At 63.4% G+C, this 14265-nt stretch carries 10 protein-coding genes, 3 pseudogenes and 2 other annotated features; of the genes and pseudogenes, 5 read left to right on the top strand and 8 right to left on the bottom strand.

The genetic code is table 11. The features are described from left to right. Positions 1-71: 71 nt before the first annotated feature. A complete protein-coding gene (locus ABMA10_RS20215) occupies positions 72-836 on the top strand; it encodes a hypothetical protein (protein ID WP_431030944.1) in 765 nt (254 codons plus the stop codon). 7 nt (positions 837-843) lie between these two features. Here ABMA10_RS20215 and ABMA10_RS20210 read toward each other — a convergent pair whose 3' ends face one another. Then, on the bottom strand, positions 844-1398 hold the full coding sequence (locus ABMA10_RS20210) for a recombinase family protein (RefSeq protein WP_431030943.1): 555 nt from the start codon (positions 1396-1398) through the stop codon (positions 844-846). Positions 1399-1792: 394 nt separating this feature from the next. Between ABMA10_RS20210 and ABMA10_RS20205 the strand changes: the two genes are divergently transcribed. Continuing rightward, the gene (locus ABMA10_RS20205; RefSeq protein WP_431030942.1) at positions 1793-3601 is read left to right on the top strand and encodes a putative Ig domain-containing protein; all 1809 of its coding nucleotides are present in this window, start codon (positions 1793-1795) and stop codon (positions 3599-3601) included. Positions 3602-3957: 356 nt separating this feature from the next. Here the strand turns inward: ABMA10_RS20205 and ABMA10_RS20200 are convergent. The 4 genes and pseudogenes from ABMA10_RS20200 to ABMA10_RS20185 form a co-directional block, all read right to left on the bottom strand. After that, a pseudogene (locus tag ABMA10_RS20200) lies at positions 3958-5163 on the bottom strand (transposase); the annotation flags it as partial. Between the two features lie 29 nt (positions 5164-5192). Then, a protein-coding gene (locus ABMA10_RS20195) for an IS3 family transposase (protein ID WP_431030710.1) occupies positions 5193-6412 on the bottom strand; the annotation gives its coding sequence in 2 pieces (ribosomal slippage) (positions 5193-6133 and positions 6133-6412; 1221 coding nt in all). Continuing rightward, positions 6021-6134: a sequence feature (AL1L pseudoknot), on the bottom strand. It overlaps the preceding gene by 114 nt. 5 nt (positions 6413-6417) lie before the next feature. After that, positions 6418-6615: a Mu transposase domain-containing protein gene (locus ABMA10_RS20190; protein ID WP_431030941.1), complete on the bottom strand. Its 198-nt coding sequence runs from the start codon at positions 6613-6615 to the stop codon at positions 6418-6420. A 309-nt stretch (positions 6616-6924) separates the two neighbouring features. Further along, a pseudogene (locus tag ABMA10_RS20185) lies at positions 6925-7266 on the bottom strand (ATP-binding protein); the annotation flags it as partial. 21 nt (positions 7267-7287) lie between these two features. Between ABMA10_RS20185 and ABMA10_RS20180 the strand changes: the two are divergent. After that, a complete protein-coding gene (locus ABMA10_RS20180; RefSeq protein WP_431030940.1) occupies positions 7288-8049 on the top strand; it encodes a hypothetical protein in 762 nt (253 codons plus the stop codon). A gap of 495 nt (positions 8050-8544) precedes the next feature. On the opposite strand, the gene ABMA10_RS20175 is transcribed toward ABMA10_RS20180, so the two are convergent. The 3 genes and pseudogenes from ABMA10_RS20175 to ABMA10_RS20165 all read right to left on the bottom strand — a co-directional run. Continuing rightward, on the bottom strand, positions 8545-8769 hold the full coding sequence (locus ABMA10_RS20175; protein WP_431030939.1) for a hypothetical protein: 225 nt from the start codon (positions 8767-8769) through the stop codon (positions 8545-8547). Between the two features lie 94 nt (positions 8770-8863). Next, positions 8864-10083 (bottom strand): IS3 family transposase gene (locus tag ABMA10_RS20170; protein ID WP_431031001.1). Its coding sequence is split into 2 segments (ribosomal slippage): positions 8864-9804 and positions 9804-10083, totalling 1221 coding nucleotides; the frame shifts between segments, so codons are not numbered across the junction. Further along, positions 9692-9805: a sequence feature (AL1L pseudoknot), on the bottom strand. Its footprint overlaps the gene before it by 114 nt. A gap of 1311 nt (positions 10084-11394) precedes the next feature. Beyond that, a pseudogene (locus ABMA10_RS20165) lies at positions 11395-11778 on the bottom strand (DUF4158 domain-containing protein); the annotation flags it as partial. Positions 11779-11954: 176 nt separating this feature from the next. Between ABMA10_RS20165 and ABMA10_RS20160 the strand changes: the two are divergent. Continuing rightward, positions 11955-12395 (top strand): recombinase family protein, encoded by a 441-nt coding sequence (locus tag ABMA10_RS20160; protein WP_431030916.1) that lies wholly within the window; start codon positions 11955-11957, stop codon positions 12393-12395. A gap of 154 nt (positions 12396-12549) precedes the next feature. Continuing rightward, complete coding sequence (locus ABMA10_RS20155; protein WP_431030915.1) at positions 12550-14103, top strand: hypothetical protein; 1554 nt, start codon at positions 12550-12552, stop codon at positions 14101-14103. Positions 14104-14265 lie beyond the last annotated feature (162 nt).

Here is a 14265-nt window from a genome sequence, read left to right as displayed (position 1 = left end):
GAGAAAACGGAGCTCAGCGTACGGTAAGTGGTTTCGGGGCGAGTGTCGGTGGTCCTTTCTAGCGTGAGGGTATGGAAGATCGTGCTGGTGTCGAGGCTGCGTTCTCGCGAGTCCTCGACTGGTTCCGAGATCACAACGTTGCTGTCGTAGATGCGCAGGTGTCTGATGGTGAGGCTTGCCCAGTTCTATGGCTCGACGTTGCATCCTCCAACGGGCTACTGGACGCGGTCGTACGCATTGTCCAGACCTGTGCTGTCCGTTTCGTCGCTGTGGCGGAAGCGCCAGCCGGGGACGAAACGGAGCGTTCAGTCTTGCTGGTTGGCGATCCGCTGATCGGCCTTCGGTTCGGTATCGATTTGGATGACGATCTAGAAGATAGTGATGACTACGGGGACCTTGACGAAGTCGAGGTAGAGGAAACCGTTGCCAGTTTGTCGGCCGCTGTCCTCGCGCAAGTCGCGTCGACTACGGGGGTTGAGCCCTCCAACGTTGCGAAGATCGAGAAGTTGCTCGCGGGCGCGATTGCGGATGCCGACGTGGACGACGAGCGTGTCAGGCGGCTGGTCAGCTCGCAGATCTTCTCCATGCGGTGGCAGATTGGGGCGGAGATCAAACGTCGGCACCAAAAGAAGTTTGCAGATCAAGCCAGCCAGATCGCCGAGGCCATCGTTGCGGGTGATTCTGAGGTCTTGTCGAAGCCGGTGAGCACGCTTCGACTGTTGGTGCATGATCATCTACTCGAGGTGGATCACGAGTGTGCGACTAAGGCAGCTGGTGACCCGATCGTCCAAGCCCTCAAGGCAATGGCGAAGGCCCCCAGGCCAGGGTTGTTCTGATCCCCGCTCAGCGCGAGGCGGCGGGGATCCATCTGTAGAGGGTGGCAACGGATACTCCGAGGTCGCGAGCGACGCTAACGGCGGGGGTTCCTTGCGCGAGGAGTTGTTTCGCCGAGGCGATCTTGCTGTCCGTCATGACCCGTTTCCGGCCGGGCCTCTTCCCTGCGGCACGTGCGGCGGCGAGGCCGGCGCGGGTGCGTTCGGCGGTGAGTTCGCGTTCCATTTGGGCGAGGGATGCCATGACGTGGAAGAAGAACCGCCCGGCGGAGGTGGCGGTGTCGATTTGGTCGGTGAGGGATTGGAACCCGATCCCGTCGTGTTCGAGCTGGTCGGTGAGGGCGATGAGGTCCTTCACGCTGCGGCCGAGGCGGTCCAGTTTCCAGACGACGAGGGTGTCCCCGTCGCGAAGGTGGTCGAGCGCGCGGTCCAGGCCGGGGCGGGTGGCTTTGGCGCCGCTGATGGTGTCGTCGTAGATCTTCGCGCACCCCACGGCTGTGAGCGCGTCGTGCTGCAACGCGAGGCTCTGGTCGCTGGTGGAGACGCGGGCGTAACCGATCAACATGACAAGCCCTCCAAGCCTCTCAGAATCCATTCCCGAGGGCCGATGCAAGAATACTGTTTCGAGAAGCAATTTCGAGAAGCATGGGTTTCGCGTCTTTCCGCGGGTCTGCGCCATGGCAACGGTGTCTTCTTGTTTTTCACCGTTTTTGGGTCGCGGCCAGAGTGCGGAACTGCGAGCCACCAGCGGGATTAGCAACACGTCCTAGTGGACTTGAATCAGGTTGACATACTCACGAGGCAAAAGTTTCGTGTTATAATCTTGATTTGTGCTCGTGCAACAAATTCAACCGCTTAGCGACGGACCGTCTCAAAAACCTGCTGTCCGTGTGGACTGCTCCACTGGGGCCACTCTTGTTTCGTTGCGCGCCCCAGACGGCTACCTCCCAAGGAGAAACATGCTTGATTCTCGCTTTTCACGACGATCGATATTAGCTCTCCTTCTTGGCGGGGCACTCGTAATCGCTCCGATCACGGGCGCCAGCGTCGCAGTAGCGGAAGTCGCGGTGATCGCTCCGATATCCGTCCCGAAAAACGTATGGTCCACAGTTACGAATAGCTCGACCGGCACCATCTACGTGGGGTCCGGCGGATTCGGGACAGCAGGGACCGTGTCCGCCATTGATTCGACTTCTGGAAGGATCACCGCAACAATCTCGGTAGGCCAGCGACCCGCCGATCTCACGGTAGACGAAGCGAACAACAAGGTCTACGTTGCGAATTACGCCGATGCCTCTGTGTCGGTCATCGATGGTGCGTTGAACGCTGTGGAGGCTACCATCTCAGCCCCTCTGAGCCCAAGCGGCTACCTCGCCGCTGTCGCAGTCAACGAGGGTCGCGGCGAGATCTACGCGTTCTACCAGTCTAATCGAACGCAACCCTCCTACATCGCGGTGATCGATGTCATTTCAAACGAAGTCACTCGTACCGTCCCCCTGGGCTTCTGGTACTCCCCGTCTGTGAAAGTCGCTATCAACCCCTTCACGAATAAGGCGTACATCCCGACAGCCGCCCAGACGATCGCGGTCGTTGACCTTCTGTCAGGAGCCGTGTCGACGACAGTGCCCGTCGCGGGTGGAGACCCGAGGCAAGTCGCCATCGACACCCAAACGAACACCGTCTACGTCACCGTTGATGGAGGCTTCCTGCAAAACCATGGGTCTGTTCTGGTGCTGGACGGAGCGACGGACACGTTGAGCCGGACGATTGACTTCCCGAATGAGCGTGCCTGGACCATCGGCTTCAATGCCAGCACAAGCACCGTGGCTGTGGCCGTAGTTGCCGACGCCATCGGGCCGGAACCGCAGCACGCGCGAGTCGTGCTTTTCCAAGCCACGTCCGACCTCCAGCTGTCTTCGACCCCCTTCCCCGAGTCGTGGGCATTCCCGCTGTCACTTTCTTTCAGCGTGAACCCGGCCCGAACGTGGTTCCCCGCCAACCGCGCGTCGACCACTACCGACCCCACGGCCGTTCCGGCCGCGCTCATACCATTCAATGCGGCCGAGATTTCGACTACCGCGCTCCCGCAACCGACGATTGGCGCCCCCTACCAGGCTGCAATCGCAACGACTGGCTCGGCACCCTACACGTTCACTGTCTCCGCTGGCTCGCTGCCGGCGGGGCTCGTACTGAATTCCGAGACGGGAGTTGTCGAAGGTGTCCCGGCTGATGATATTCCGTCGTTCTTCTCAATTACCGCAGCTGGAATCGGTGGGGCGAGCACCCGAGCTTTCAGCCTCGCTGCGATGCTCCCCATCATCGCCCCGACAATCCAGACAACCGCCATTCCCGACCTCACTGTTGGCGAGCCTCAGACGATACCCGTAGAGGCCGAGGGATCCCAACCGATTACCTTCAATGTCGTTGCCGGAAGCCTTCCTCAGGGCATCGCTCTCGACCCAGCCACTGGCATCCTCTCCGGAACCCCGCAAGAGGCAGGCGTCTACACGTTCACACTTGCAGCGACGAACATGGCCGGCAGTGACCAACAAACCTTCAGCGTTAGCGTCCTGAACGCGGCCGTCGCGCCCGAGCCGATTGTCCCTACGCCAGGTCCTTCCGTGACTCAGGGGTCGAGTATTACGGCTGATCTCGCAAAGACTGGAGTGGATCCCTCGATCGCCTGGGCGGGTGGGCTACTCGCCGCTCTCCTCGGCGCGGCATTCATCGGCGTGAGTCGTCTGAACCGTGCCCGCATGCGCGGGTAGAGCATCACGCAGCCGCTCATCAGTACCGAACGGAAAACGTTCCCGGACCCGGCCACCGCCTACCCGGCCGTGTTCCGGCGGGTGGCTCGCTACAACACACGCCGACGCCACTCCACGATCGGCAGCATCACCCCGAACACCCACGAAGCCACCCTCGCGGAAGCGGCATAACCGAAATGCCACCGTGTCCATAGTTTGGGGTCAAGGCCCGTCGAGGAAGATTGGTGCAGTAATTAGCGCTAAGGGTTCGACGGTGTCGGTTCGACGCGATTGGGCTCGGTGGTGATGTGCCGGTAGATGGTCATTGGGATGACGCCGCAGGTGGCGGCGATCTCGGCCATGGTGAAGGTGCGGCTGTCGTACATGCGTTGGGCTTTGCGGGTGAGCTCAGTGACGGCGGCGTCGAGGTAGCGGGTATTCCAGAGGGTGATCGCGTTGACGATGAGCCCGAGGGCGCCGAGTTGGTCTTCTTGCCCGTCACGGTACTTCTGGTGCAGCTGGCCGCGTTTGCCGTGGAACACCTTCCGGCCGAGGCGGTGCCGGGACTCTTGAACGGTGGTTTGCCGGTTCACGGCGCGGAGGTGGTTGTCGTCGATCGGGTCGATCATGGCCAGCATGTGCAGGGTCTTCGCGATCCGTCCGTACTCGGTGAAGGCTTGGCCAAGCGGACTTGGTCGGCCGTCGCGGGCGAGCATTCGCAGCACGTCATAGGCGCGGACCTGATGGGTGACCAGGGAACCGACCACCCGGAGCATGTCGGGCCAGTGCGCGGTGATCTTGGCCAGGTTGATCTTGTGACGGGCGATCGCGTTCAACGGGCCGTAGTCAGCGACTGGGCCTGCGGGCCATTCTGCCCTCCAGTATCGGGTATCGCCGATGTCGGCGATCCGGGGCGAGAACCGGTACCCGAGGAGCTTGAACAGGCCAAAGACCATGTCGGAATATGATGCTTCGTCGGTCGCGATCATCTCCGGTTTCGGACCGCCATCAAGGTTCAGGAGCACGTCGAGGATGTGCAGGCTGTCGCGTGGGGTTCCGGGAACGATTTGCGCGCCGATCCCTGCGACTTGGTCGTTGACGGCGTTCAGCCAGGTGACTCCGCGTTTATAGCCGAAGTATCTCGGGGACGGGCCCGCGTTCAGGGTCCGTACCGGGACGACGAAGCGCAACCCGTCGACGGACGCGACCAGGCCGCCGCCCCACAATTGCGCGATCGGCACCTGGGCTTGTGCGTCGATCAGGAAACGGTTCGCGGCCGCATGGGTTTCGGCGCGCACGTAGTTCTGGTTCACGTGAGAGAGTCGGCCGAGAGTCAACGAGTCAGCGGCAGGGTTTGTCACCGGCGTCAACCCCACGTTGCAGCCGTCCGCGATCAGGAGCGCGGCGACCGTGACGTCGAGGTCACTTAGCCGGGTATCGGCACCGGACACGTGCACGTAGGCGTCCAGGAATCCGGTCCAGGCATGCACTTCCAGGAGCAGTTCCGGCAGGTCGACCGCGGGCAGCCTGGACGCAGTCGTCACCCGCAACCAGGTCAGGCTGTCCGGAACCGGCAACGCTTTGTCAAGCCCCGGGTTTGGTAGAGGCTCGGTTAGACCCGTTCCATCACGGTGATGGTGGGCAGTTGCGTGTAGAAGTTGTTCTCGGCTTCGACGGGTGGGATGTGTCCGATCTCGCCGTGGAGTCGGCGGTGGTTGTACCAGTCGATGTATTCCGCGACCGCGATCTCGAGCTCGTCGATCCCCTTCCACGGGCCGAGGTTGCGGATCAGTTCGGCCTTGAATAGAGAGTTCAGCGCCTCGGCCATCGCGTTGTCGTAGCTGTCGCCCTTGGACCCAACCGAGGCGACTGCTTCTGCCTCAGCGAGGCGGTCGGTGTAGCGCACGGCACGATATTGGACTCCGCGATCCGAGTGGTGGACAAGTTGTGACAGGTCCCGGCCGGCACGCTGCCGCGTCCAGATGCCCATCTCGAGAGCATCGAGGGCAAGCTCGGTGTGCATGGTTGTGGAGAGCTGCCAGCCCACGATCCGGCGGGAGAACACGTCCAATACGAACGCGGCATACACCCAGCCGGAGAACGTCCGAATGTAGGTGATGTCCGCAACCCAGAGGCAGTCCGGTGCCGGTGCGGTGAACCGTCGGTCAACGAGGTCCCCCGGACGATCCGTGAATGGCCCAGGGATCGTCGTGCGTGGCCCCTTGGCCCGCGAGATCCCGCGGAGACCCTCCCGACGCATGAGCCGCTCGATCGTGCACCTGGCCACCCGGTGGCCGTCGCGACGCAGCTGCGCATGGACCTTCCGGACGCCATAGACGCCATAGTTCGCTTGGTGCACGGCACGGACCTTCACCACGGTGTCCTCGTCACTGACGGACCGCTGCGAGGGCGGCCGAGACCGCGCGGCATAGTACGTCTGCGGGGCAATCGGCAGTTCCCTGCAGATCGGCTCGACCCCGAACTCTTCCTTGTGTTCATCGATGTAGGCGATCATCTGCTGTGTGGGCGGTCGAGCTCCGCCGCGAAGAAAGCCGACGCGCTCCGCAAAATCGCGTTCGCCCGCCGCAACTCCCTCACCTCACGCTCCACCTCGACCAGGCGAACCGCAGTATCAGTGGACGTCCCCGAACGCAGACCCCCATCGACCTCGGCGCGCTGGACCCAGCCACGCAACGTGTCCGACGGGACACCAAGCTGCCGGCCGATCCTGGTACACACACCACGGCGGCCCCCATCCGCATCACGCGCCTCGAACACAAGGCGCACTGCACGCTCTCTCAATTCCGCCGGGTACTTCCTCAAAGCTGGCATACTCCTCATCCTTTCAGGACGATCAGAGTCTCCATCAAACCAAGGGCAAGACAGTCCGCCGAGGCAACCGCGTCGATGTTCCGGCCAATGTGGCGGGGGTCGACGGAGTAGTCGTTCCCGTCGACACGGACGTGATAGTCGCGGGCGAGCCGAATCCTGAACCGCAACCCCGTCTGCGGGGCCAACCGGGGCAGCGGGAGCATGCCCTGCCGATCCGTATCGACGAGCTCGGTCGGGCTGGCGCCAATGGCCCGGACTCGGCGGGTGTTCGCTCGGACGAGCCAGTCCGTGAGTTGCGCATTGAAATCCGCTGGCGCAGCGAACGCTCGGCCGGGGAGGAACGAGGTCTCCCAGGTAGCCGTACGCGCGTTCGACCATGCCCTTGAATTCTGAGTATGTCAACCTGGATGAAGTCCACCAGGACGGCTCGATTCACTACCACCCCGGTAATTGACCAGGTGGTCTGGAGTGGTCGACGATCGCTGCGCACAGGCGCGGGTCGCGAGGATCTATTTCACCCGCAGCCCTTTCTCAGCTGTCGCCGTGCCGAGCCCGATCAGGAGGTGGGATCTCCCGGTGCCGGAGTCACCGATCAGGCAGAGCGGCTGGCCTTTGCGGATCCATTCGCCGGTCGCGAGCTGGTTGATGATCGCAGCGTTGATGTTGGGGTTCGAGTCGTAGTCGAAGTCGCCCAGCCATTTGTCGCGTGGGAACCTTGCAGCTGAGATGCGGCGGACGGAGGAGCGTCTGTCGCGGTCGTTGTCTTCAGCGAGGAGGAGCTCGGCGAGGAAGCCTTGGGCTGATCCGCGTCGGCTCACGGTCCGAAAGGTGACAAAATCGCACAGCTCCTCCACGTGTACTCGACCGGGTGGATCATGGCCCGTATCAGTTACGGCGCGTCAATGATGCGCAGAGGAACCGTCAAGGGAGACTTCATGAAGCTTACGAACCATACGCGGCAGCTGGTCAAGACCAGTAAGAAGTGTGGCATTGCGCTGGTCGCTGCCGCCCTCATCGGCTTTTCTGCGCCGACAGCTGCTGTCGCGTCAGAGCCTTCAGGGTCCCCGTTGCCGACGTCGCCCGAAACGGAGCTTGTGGTGTCCGGTGGGCAGGGCTTGTCGGTTCAGCAAGAGGCTGAACTCTCTGCAGTGTTCGTGGGTGTCAGCGACAACTCGACCGTGTTCGATATCGAGGCAGCGCAAGCGGCCGGCGCGTCTCCGGAGTCGATTGCTGATTTCGCGACGATCGTCGGAGGAGCCGGTTGGACAGTCGAAAACGGCGCGACGACGGTGGAAGCATCAGACCTCGCTGTTGAAATTGCTGCCGAGGTACGTGCGTGCACTGGCGCCACCGGCTATACGGGCTTCCACGGGGCGTTTTGGCAGTGGGGCTTGGATTCTTGCCTGACAGACTCGCTCATCGCAGCGGTTGCAAGTGGTGCTGGAAGTGGCGTCGCGATCGGCGGCGTCCTGGCTGCGGCTGGACTTGCTCCCGCGGCCGCCCTCAGTGCGGCGATTGGTGCGCTGACCGGCATGAGCGCCGGCTTCCTGAAGGTCTGCCAGACGGCGAGCTATGGCGCGCACGCGATCTATCTGAATGCGTACGTCACCGGTAACGTCGGTTGCTGGGGGCAGTAGTTCATGCGCACCAGAGGCCTGAGGAGCAATCTCAGCGATCCAGCAACTCGTTGGCCGGCGATCGCTTGTCTCCTCGGCACAGTCGGAGCACTGGTCGCGACCGCATTCATCGTTGTTCCCGCGGTATCCGACGGAGGCGCCGGCACCGGAGGAAACTTCGCACTTCTCCTGCTGATTGCCAGTGGCGCTGTCGTCACGTTCAGTGCCGCGCTTTTGGGACAACGGACCAAGAAATAGTTTGACGACGAAACGGGGAACGGCTTTATGCAGCCGTCCCCCGTTTCGTCATGAAACTCATCCGTGTTCACGCCGCAATCGAAGAGTGGTCGACCGTCGCGGACGGTAGCTCGGAGTTTCACCCGTTCCGCCGATGTATCGGCCCGAGTCCATCGCTAGACCTCCGCTTGGATCGCCAACGTGCCTTCAGCCCAGGCGAGCCATCATGCTTTCCATTGCAGGTCTCCCCTGACCGGGACACTGCGTAGCTGCGTTGGGTCAGGGATGACGGGTGGCGTTCTTGCCACCACTATCGGGCTCCACCGCATCGAGCTGCTTCACCGGCTTGTGACCGTGCGCCCAGAGCCTGAACGCTCCGCGCTCCGCGCCAACGAGGATCGGCATGTGGTGGTCGAGCACCTCGCGCAGGAGCGAATGCAGCCACGGGTCGTCCTCGGCAAGCACGTGCGTCCCGGCGTCCCAGATCGCGGCGAGGCGGGTCACCCACGTCAGGGTGGTGCTCAGACCAGCCAACGCACCACGCAGAGCCTTTCCCGCCGCTGGTAACTGTCAAGCCCCGGGTTTGGTAGAGGCTCGGTTAGACCCGTTCCATCACGGTGATGGTGGGCAGTTGCGTGTAGAAGTTGTTCTCGGCTTCGACGGGTGGGATGTGTCCGATCTCGCCGTGGAGTCGGCGGTGGTTGTACCAGTCGATGTATTCCGCGACCGCGATCTCGAGCTCGTCGATCCCCTTCCACGGGCCGAGGTTGCGGATCAGTTCGGCCTTGAATAGAGAGTTCAGCGCCTCGGCCATCGCGTTGTCGTAGCTGTCGCCCTTGGACCCAACCGAGGCGACTGCTTCTGCCTCAGCGAGGCGGTCGGTGTAGCGCACGGCACGATATTGGACTCCGCGATCCGAGTGGTGGACAAGTTGTGACAGGTCCCGGCCGGCACGCTGCCGCGTCCAGACGCCCATCTCGAGAGCATCGAGGGCAAGCTCGGTGTGCATGGTTGTGGAGAGCTGCCAGCCCACGATCCGGCGGGAGAACACGTCCAATACGAACGCGGCATACACCCAGCCGGAGAACGTCCGAATGTAGGTGATGTCCGCAACCCAGAGGCAGTCCGGTGCCGGTGCGGTGAACCGTCGGTCAACGAGGTCCCCCGGACGATCCGTGAATGGCCCAGGGATCGTCGTGCGTGGCCCCTTGGCCCGCGAGATCCCGCGGAGACCCTCCCGACGCATGAGCCGCTCGATCGTGCACCTGGCCACCCGGTGGCCGTCGCGACGCAGCTGCGCATGGACCTTCCGGACGCCATAGACGCCATAGTTCGCTTGGTGCACGGCACGGACCTTCACCACGGTGTCCTCGTCACTGACGGACCGCTGCGAGGGCGGCCGAGACCGCGCGGCATAGTACGTCTGCGGGGCAATCGGCAGTTCCCTGCAGATCGGCTCGACCCCGAACTCTTCCTTGTGTTCATCGATGTAGGCGATCATCTGCTGTGTGGGCGGTCGAGCTCCGCCGCGAAGAAAGCCGACGCGCTCCGCAAAATCGCGTTCGCCCGCCGCAACTCCCTCACCTCACGCTCCACCTCGACCAGGCGAACCGCAGTATCAGTGGACGTCCCCGAACGCAGACCCCCATCGACCTCGGCGCGCTGGACCCAGCCACGCAACGTGTCCGACGGGACACCAAGCTGCCGGCCGATCCTGGTACACACACCACGGCGGCCCCCATCCGCATCACGCGCCTCGAACACAAGGCGCACTGCACGCTCTCTCAATTCCGCCGGGTACTTCCTCAAAGCTGGCATACTCCTCATCCTTTCAGGACGATCAGAGTCTCCATCAAACCAAGGGCAAGACACTTTGAGCCGTTCCACGGACAGCCGGGCGCGCCCGTCCGCGGCCGGGACGATCTTCACCCGCGCGTCATCGCCGGCTTCCTCAAGCCTCGCCGAGGCCTGCTTCCAGGTCGCGTCCAGCAGCGACACCATCTCAGCCAGATGAGTGTGCACCGGGCTTTCCAACCCAAGCCCGTTCAGGATCTCCGGCCGTACCGCATCCCACGCCGGACCAGCCAGGAGACGGGCACGCGGGTCAGCCCATCGGTGCGAGCAGGTTGCATACACATCACGGACCCGCAACGCCTTGTGCAACTGCTCGAGCGCGCACACCACGTACGCGTCCCGGTCCACCCGTCCGGTCGCCGCGTCGAACACCGCGCGCCGCCATACCGCCGGGACAATCTCCTCGTCGATCTCCGCTGCGAGCAACGGTTTGATCGACACCCGCCGGGACACCAAAGCTGGCAGGCTCCGCACCGCCGCCAGCACCGGCCTGCCAGCCGGTGACGCGGCCAACGACGACGACTCGCACAGCAGCAGCACGAACGGGCGCACCGTCCGGTACCGGTCCGCCAACGCCACCCGGAACGCCGCCTCCTGGTTGGCGTCATCGTCTGGGACCAGCTCCGCAACTGTCGCCACTGCTCCAGCGATCAGCTCCCGCGACGCGATCGGCTCGATCCGCGCCCGCACCCCCGCGACATCCAGGCTGCCACCATCCCGCGCGGCAGCACTGAGCAGGGTCAACAACTCGTCGTTGACTGACGCCAAAACCCGCGACGCTTTCTCCAACCGTGGCAACCACGCTAACCGATCCGCGCTCGTCGCCCTCCGCGCCGGATTCAACAACTTCGTCGTCATCAGCAGCACGAACAGATCCAACACGTCGTCCACAGCAACCGCATCCAGATGCCGAACCAACGCCACCAACGTCGCCGTGCGCCGCGGCTCAGCCAGCGCATGCAGCGTCGGTGCTTTCAACGCCATCCCGTAGCGGGCCAACGCCGCCAACCGGTTCGCAGGAACCGCCGAGCAATCCACCTCCCGCACCCGCAGCCCTTCCAGATCCGCCGCGCGGTCCAACGCCGAAACCAACGCCGGCCCGGAGACCCGGGTCGGTGACCGCTGCCACTCCTGCAGCCGCGAGAACCGCGACCCCTCCGGCACACTCAACGCCCCACACAACCGTCCCGGCAGCGCTGGGTCCACTGCCGCGGCCGCCTCAGCGAGGACCTCGTGCAACCGATCCGCCGTGCGCTCCCGGGTCGATGCCACTAAACGAGTCAACACGCTCACGCCCGGCAACAGCACCCGATGGCGGCGCAACCATCCGACCGCCTGATCCACCAACGCCGCCGGGCCCTCCGCGTGCGTCCACGCCCGGCCCGTGAGAAATCGGTCGAACTCCACCCTCACGGCGGAATCCTCGAAGGCGCGGAAACCGTACGCCTCACGAATCTCCCACGTGTGCTCGTACGCAGTCATCGGCCGCTCGACATACCGGCCCAGACCCGTGAAGTCCGACATACCCAACTGGCGACCGAGATACTCGACAACAGCCGGCGGCACCGCAAGCGGGTCCGCCAGGAACGCGCCCAAATATCGGACCGTCGCCAGCTGCACAGCGAATCCCAGACGATTGTGGCCACCGCGCCGTTCAATACATACGACAGATCCGTCTCATCCAGAACGAAGAAACGCTCCAAATCAGACCGCGACGGCACCTCATCAAACCGACCGTGCGCACCCGAGAAAACGTCAGCAGACGCAGTTGAACCCATAAGTCCCGACGGTATCGCCCAAGCCTCCGAGAACCGTTAGCGCTAATTACTGCACCAATGCTCCTCGACCCCGGACTTGCAGACGCGATCGACCACACCCGCCCCGGCGACACCCTCGTCGTATGGAAATTGGATCGCCTCGGCCGCTCCGTGAAAGAAGTCCTGACAATCGCCGACAGCCTCCACGACGAGCAGATCGGGCTCCAGATCCTGACGGGCACCCTCTCCGGCACCTACCAGCCGACAGGAGAGGGGAAGTTCTTCTTCACGATGATGGCCGCGTTCGCCGAACTCGAGCGCGACATGATCCGGGAACGGACCCTCGCCGGACTCGCGACCGCGAGAGCTGACGGCCGGGTCGGAGGCCGCCCCACGGTCATGAACCCCGACACCCTCACCGCAGCGCAAGCACGACGAGAACGAGGCGAAACACCCACCCAAATCGCCAAAGCGCTCGGCATCTCACGAGCAACCATCTACCGGCACCTCACCCCTTAGCGCCAACCACCGTTCCAGTACTGGTCAAACCCCAACCCCAGATACAGGCATAAGCACATCACTAGAGCGTGTCGGCGTGTCCTCCTTTATGAGGACGCCGAACGCGAGTGGTCCCGGCCGGTCAAAGCCGTCGGCGTGGTTGGCAGTGCCGACTGTGGCCGAGCTGACCGCCTGGACGCCAGCCCACGCGCAGGGTGCGCCAGCCGCGGGCTCCGGTTCAGCGCGGGCGCCTGAGCGGGAGGTGCCGGAGGACGGCCCGAAGAGCTGGTCGCTGCCCGTGCCGGAAGGCATCTACGACACCATCGGGATCTGGCGGGGCTCGTCGCACTGGTTCGACACCGTGATGGACCTGGTGGCCTCCCCCGCCCGCGAGGCGCTGCGAGACCAGTATTCAATGGCTGACGCCACGCTGCTGAGAATCGCGGACGAGTACCGGAACTATGCCGACTGGGCCACCGGTCACAACGTGCACGTCGCCCACGGCACCATCGCCAAGACCCTCGGCATCTGCGCAAGGACCGTACAGCGTGCCACACGCATCCTGGAGGCGCTGGGCCTCGCAACGACACTCACGTTCGGCCGGTCGATCCTGAGCGCTGACGAGAAGGCAGAGGCCTTCCAGACGCACGGACACCGCCAGACCCGGGCCGCGAGCGTCGTCGCGCTGACCCTGCCGCCTGTGGAGGACATTCCCTCACGTGACACAAATGTCCACCTACCCACTTACCCCCCCGCTGACGAAACCTCTCACGACTCCTTAGAACAACAAAGGCGCGCAAGCGCGCACACGGAAGCTGCTGCGCAGCTCGGGCGACGACAGAGGCAGCGACCTCCGGCAGCTGCTCAGCCGTCTGCCCCTGAGGTGCGACCGCTTGCGATCCATCGTTACCTTGCTGAGCTTGATTTTCACTTCGGGCACCGACTCGGCCAGGACCAGCACATTGGTCATCTGGAACGAGTGCTCCGCCGTGCCGGTGTTGACCTGCAGCTGTGGACCGTGCAGGATCTCGCAACAGCGGTCGAGAACAAGTTCCCAAGCGCCCACGATCGCTTACACAGCGCGAAAGAGCCTTTGCGCTATTTCGCCTGGATGCTCGGGCGCACGGTCGCCCCTGGCGATCGGCCGGTGCGCGTCGAACTGGGCGCGCAGGCTCGCAGACGGGCTGTCGAGCGCGAACAGTTCCAGCGGGAGAACGAGCGCGTGCGCGCACGGCTCGCGGCCGACGATCCCACCGAGTTCGAGCGCATCACCGAAGCCATGCGCGCCGAACAAGCCGAGGAGTACCAGCACCAGACGCTGAGCCGGTGGAAGGATGACCGCATGCAGACCGATTCAGCGGCGATCACTCAGAACCTTCTTGGTCCCGGTAAACGCCCCAAAGACTTCGACGCCGACGTGCGAGAGCTGCACGATCGTGTGCTCTCAATCCACCGCTACCTCACTGACCGCGGCTGGAGCCTCAACCGAGATGAGATCCGCGATTGCGTCGAATGGAACTGGAACCCGTCACGACTCTCAACGGTTCCCGAAGAGGCCTGGGAAGCTACGTCGATCTCGTTCGAGTCGCCGCAGACACTCGACGTCGAACGAATCCTCACGGTCGGGCTCGCGGGCACACCCTGGAACGATACTGAAGGCCCCATCAATGACGCCGAAATCCACGAACGCATCGAAACTATCGAGAGCTACCGCGGCGATCCTCGCTAGCAATTTTCCTCCTCAAAACTCTTGCGAATCCGCCAGCAGAACAACACACAGTTTCCCTAGGTAGGCAGCAAGCGCTATTGCTAGCAGATTGCATGTATGTCTGCATTACACATCACTTGCTTGATTGCTAGCACTCTTGATAGCAGCTGTGCTAGGTTTAGA

Source organism: Plantibacter sp. RU18, assembly GCF_050613355.1.
Classification (GTDB): domain Bacteria; phylum Actinomycetota; class Actinomycetes; order Actinomycetales; family Microbacteriaceae; genus Plantibacter.
This window is presented reverse-complemented; position numbering and strand designations above follow the sequence as displayed.

Coding starts and splice junctions, on each gene's coding strand:
- ABMA10_RS20215 (WP_431030944.1), top strand. CDS start 72: ATGGAAGATCGTGCTGGTGTCGAGGCTGCGTTCTCGCGAGTCCTCGAC.
- ABMA10_RS20210 (WP_431030943.1), bottom strand. CDS start 1,398: ATGTTGATCGGTTACGCCCGCGTCTCCACCAGCGACCAGAGCCTCGCG.
- ABMA10_RS20205 (WP_431030942.1), top strand. CDS start 1,793: ATGCTTGATTCTCGCTTTTCACGACGATCGATATTAGCTCTCCTTCTT.
- ABMA10_RS20190 (WP_431030941.1), bottom strand. CDS start 6,615: ATGCTCCCGCTGCCCCGGTTGGCCCCGCAGACGGGGTTGCGGTTCAGG.
- ABMA10_RS20180 (WP_431030940.1), top strand. CDS start 7,288: ATGGCCCGTATCAGTTACGGCGCGTCAATGATGCGCAGAGGAACCGTC.
- ABMA10_RS20160 (WP_431030916.1), top strand. CDS start 11,955: ATGCTCCTCGACCCCGGACTTGCAGACGCGATCGACCACACCCGCCCC.